Below are 3,842 nucleotides of genomic sequence, written 5' to 3'. Positions count from 1 at the left end.
TTATTAACGAATAAAATCAATCTGACAAATATTAAGAGGAACAATCGGTTCAAATTCTTTTCGGTCAGAAGTAACTAGAATTCCTTTTTCTTGATTGGCTAAAGTTAAAGCAAAACAATCAGCTAAAGAAATGCGTTTAATTACTGCTTTATATTTGCTTACTTGTCGCCAAAAATTGCCACTTAAATCAAAGCGAGTTTTTATGTTAATATTGCTTAATTCTTGAATTAGTTTTTCTGTTTCTGATTCTCCTATATCTCGATAAAAATTATAGTAAACTTCGCCAAGATTAATAACATGAATCATCTTGTTATTATTTTGATTAGTGATGGTTTCTCTAACAAGATCCGCTCCTGTTTCATTACGAAAAAAGCAATTACAGCACAAGCATCTAAAATGATATTCATCTATTACGCTCCTCCCAATCAATTTCTGCTTGTTTTTGTTGGGCAAAATCTTCACTACTGTTAGGTGCATGAGCATATTTACCTTGTAATGATTTAATTAACTGTTGTATTTCTTCTTCTGATTTAGGTTTAATTTGAAGCAGAAAATTTTGATCAATTAACTCTCTGATTTGCAATAATTGTTCGTCAGAAAGATTAGCTAATGATTGAATTATTTGTTGACGTATTGCTGTAGAACTCATGATTATTACTTAGCTACAATTAAGTATAAAAAAAATTACTATGATTATAATATATCACAAAAATGCTGATTTGCAAGCAAATCTCTAAAATCAGGTAAAATTGAGCAAATTTCAGGGAAATTTTCATTCCTTTTGTGATCGCCCCATGACGGAGTTGGGATTCCCCGATTTTTCGCTAAATTCAACTAACCCGATCCCTTTTTGTCCATTTTTGTCCACTTTTAATTGATTTAATGTTCACTTTTGCTGAAGTTTTTTGTAAAGAAATTTTACAATTTAGATTTTATGCTTGACTTTTTCAGGAAGTAAGTATATAACCGGATATTAACGAACCAAGTAGCAGGGTAGTGGCGACCGCATCGCTTCTAACTCTTATTAGCCGTCTAGGTTATGGATTTTACTCAAAGGCTCGCCAGCAGACAACTGGGAGCGCCTGAAGGGAAACCAGCCTTTAAGTCAATTGCAATCGGCTATTCACCATATCGGTTAGTTAACCTAATCTCAATCAATAAAATATTTTCACTTTTTCTGGAGTGATAAATTATGCTTAATAATCCCGGAGTTTTAGCATTTAGTGCGCCGACTTATACGCTGACTGAAAACGGAACTACTATAACTCAAGTAACAGTAACTCGCACGGGGGGAAGTGATACAGAAGTGAGTGGGACGATTACGTTAAATAATGGTACAGCAACCGCAGAAGATTATAATAATACCCCCATTAAGGTTACGTTTGCTCATGGGGATAGTGCGCCTAAAATTATTACGATTCCGATTAAGGAAGATAGTCAGTTTGAAGCGGTGGAAACCCTTAACCTGTCCTTGACGAATCCGACTAATGGGGTGACGATTGGTACACAAAATACGGCAATTGTCAAGATCATTGATAATGATAATTTTGTCTTTAATAATACGGATATTCAACCGACAAAACTGGAGAAGTTAACGTTACCGATTCCCACAGCGTTGAAGCAGTATGAAATTCTCAGCAGCGAATTGGACAAAGCCAAGGTTAAATTAGACACGACGGAGGAACAGTTAAGGTTAGCTAATGATGATTATTCCTTTGCGAAGGAAACTTTTGAAGGGAGTCTCATTAAGCAGAAGTTTTTAACGGAAAGTTTGCAGAATCTAGCAAATAAAAAGACGGCTTTAACCTCTAGCTTTACTCAATCTAAAACAGAAATTGAGCAAAAACAGAAGGATATTCAGAAAAATATTGATAATGCTTATGCTCGTCTGAAGGCTGAAACGAATGCGGGTATAAAAGATGGGATTCAGAAGGAGATTAATGGTTATCTGATTCAGATTCAGGAACAACAGAATTTACTGTCAATTGCGACGACTAAGTATAATCAGGAGTTGGCGGGTGTTATTTTCCAAATTGATGACTCAAATCAGGAGTTACAGGGACTTGAGAGTAATATTATTCCTAAGCAAGTTGAGGATTTAGAGAAGAAAAATCAGGCTTTAGTGGATATTAAAACCGCTTGGGAAGGGAATAAGCAAGCTGTGACAGTTGCGGATAAGGCGCTGGGGGATTTTCTGACGGATTATGCTTTTCTCAAGACTCAGGATTATTCGTCTAAGTTTTTGCAGGATACGGTTGATAGTCTTAAGCAAAAAATTGGTGCGCTTCAGGCTAATTTAACAGCTTTGAAGAGTGGAAATGGGTCTAATTCTGAGATTGCGGCGTTGGAAAAGGCGATTTTAGAGAAGCAGAAAATTGTGGGAGAGGTACAAGATTATCAGAAAACGGTGTTAGCGGGTGAGTTGGAGTTTAAGCAGGAGTTGGAGACGAGAAAGGGGACTTCTGCGGACCATGAAGCATCGGTTAAGGTGGCTTTAGGGAATAATAATATTGAGGGTTATGTGAGTTTAAACAGTCAATTGGCTAACCAGTTGAAGGGTTTAACGACTGTTTGGGTGGATAATTTAGAGGATAATCATAATCTAACGATTAAGGTGTGGAATGGCTCTCAAGCTACGTCTCAGGCGTTTGATAGTTTGACGAGTTATATTGATGAGAATTTGGCGACTCCTTATGGGGATTATTATCTAAATGAGATTCAGTTAGATGAGGCGTTACAGATTCGGGAGTCAACGGTAAGACGGCGGGATGCTTTGGCGGATAGTGTTGATTTTGTGGAGGATGCGCTGTTTTTGGCGAAGAAGAATTCAGATGAGTATCAGAATTTGGCGAAGTTGAGTCAGCATTATTCGGATTTGACTAAGTATGAGAAGGAGTTTAATCAGCTTAATGTTGTGCAAGGTAAACGGGCAATAGTTAGTCAATTTCAACAACAGTTACCAGGTACTCAAGATATTGTTCAAGCAAAAACAAGCTTAAATAATGCTTTGGATGATTTATTGAAGTCTTTGGATGGTTCGATTCTTCATGATGTGGATTCACTCAAGGCAAATATTATTCAGAATAAGTCATTAAGTGATGCTTATCTTGATCAAGCTAAGTCGTACTCAGATCAAGCTAAATCGTACTCAGATCAAGCTGCGGTTTATTGGGAAAAAAGTCATAAACAAGGTCCGCAATGGGTTGAGTATATTCAAGTAGAAAGAACAAAATGGTCTGGTCTTAAGAAGAAAAAATATTGGGAAAGTGTTCCTGTTTACCATGATGATCCTGATTGGGTTCTTTGGGATGACTATACGAAAAAATCTCAAGCTTTGCAACAACAATCATCTGATACTATCAAATTGTCAGTTAATGTCGTTCAATTAGTAGCTGATAATGTTAATACTTTTATTGACAAATCTAAGGTGTTTTTACAGCCTAAGTTAATCAAAGCAGTATCAGATGAGGTGACTAATAAATCTCAAGATTTAGTGGTTCAGATTGATTTAACAAATGATCAACAAGAACAAGGGATAGAAACGAATTTACAGAAGTATATTAAACAGAAGCAAAATAAAATACTTGATGTTAAAAATCAGCAATTAAAATCTGTTGATATAACTCAAACAAATCTGGCTTTTAGTTCTCAACAAGGTGGGTTTAACGCACTTAATATAACCTCCGCAGTTTTTGGGCTAGGATATGATAACCGTCATCGTTTCATGGCAGATGTAAATGGAGACGGAAGGGCTGATTTTGGTCGTTTTGAGGGTGGTGGAAATGGAACTCCTATTTCTCTTTACTTTAACCTTGCAGGAGAAAATGGATTTACCAATCAAA

3 protein-coding genes are annotated in these 3,842 nt (G+C 36.3%); 1 reads left to right on the top strand and 2 read right to left on the bottom strand.

Annotated elements, in window-relative coordinates; genetic code table 11:
* Positions 1 to 3: 3 nt before the first annotated feature.
* Together MICAI_RS27105 and MICAI_RS12955 are read right to left on the bottom strand one after the other, a co-directional pair.
* The gene (locus MICAI_RS27105) at positions 4 to 477 is read right to left on the bottom strand and encodes a type II toxin-antitoxin system VapC family toxin (RefSeq protein WP_232306192.1); all 474 of its coding nucleotides are present in this window, start codon (positions 475 to 477) and stop codon (positions 4 to 6) included.
* Complete coding sequence (locus MICAI_RS12955) at positions 404 to 649, bottom strand: hypothetical protein (protein WP_002803455.1); 246 nt, start codon at positions 647 to 649, stop codon at positions 404 to 406. Before MICAI_RS12955 ends, MICAI_RS27105 begins: the two co-directional genes overlap by 74 nt.
* Before the next feature lie 543 nt (positions 650 to 1,192).
* Between MICAI_RS12955 and MICAI_RS12950 the strand changes: the two genes are divergently transcribed.
* On the top strand, positions 1,193 to 3,842 hold a 2,650-nt coding region (locus MICAI_RS12950), incomplete at its 3' end, for a Calx-beta domain-containing protein (protein WP_039900113.1).

The organism is Microcystis sp. T1-4 (assembly GCF_000297435.1).
Classification (GTDB): domain Bacteria; phylum Cyanobacteriota; class Cyanobacteriia; order Cyanobacteriales; family Microcystaceae; genus Microcystis.
Note: the sequence above shows the minus strand (reverse complement) of the source record. Positions and strands in the feature narration are given on the sequence as shown.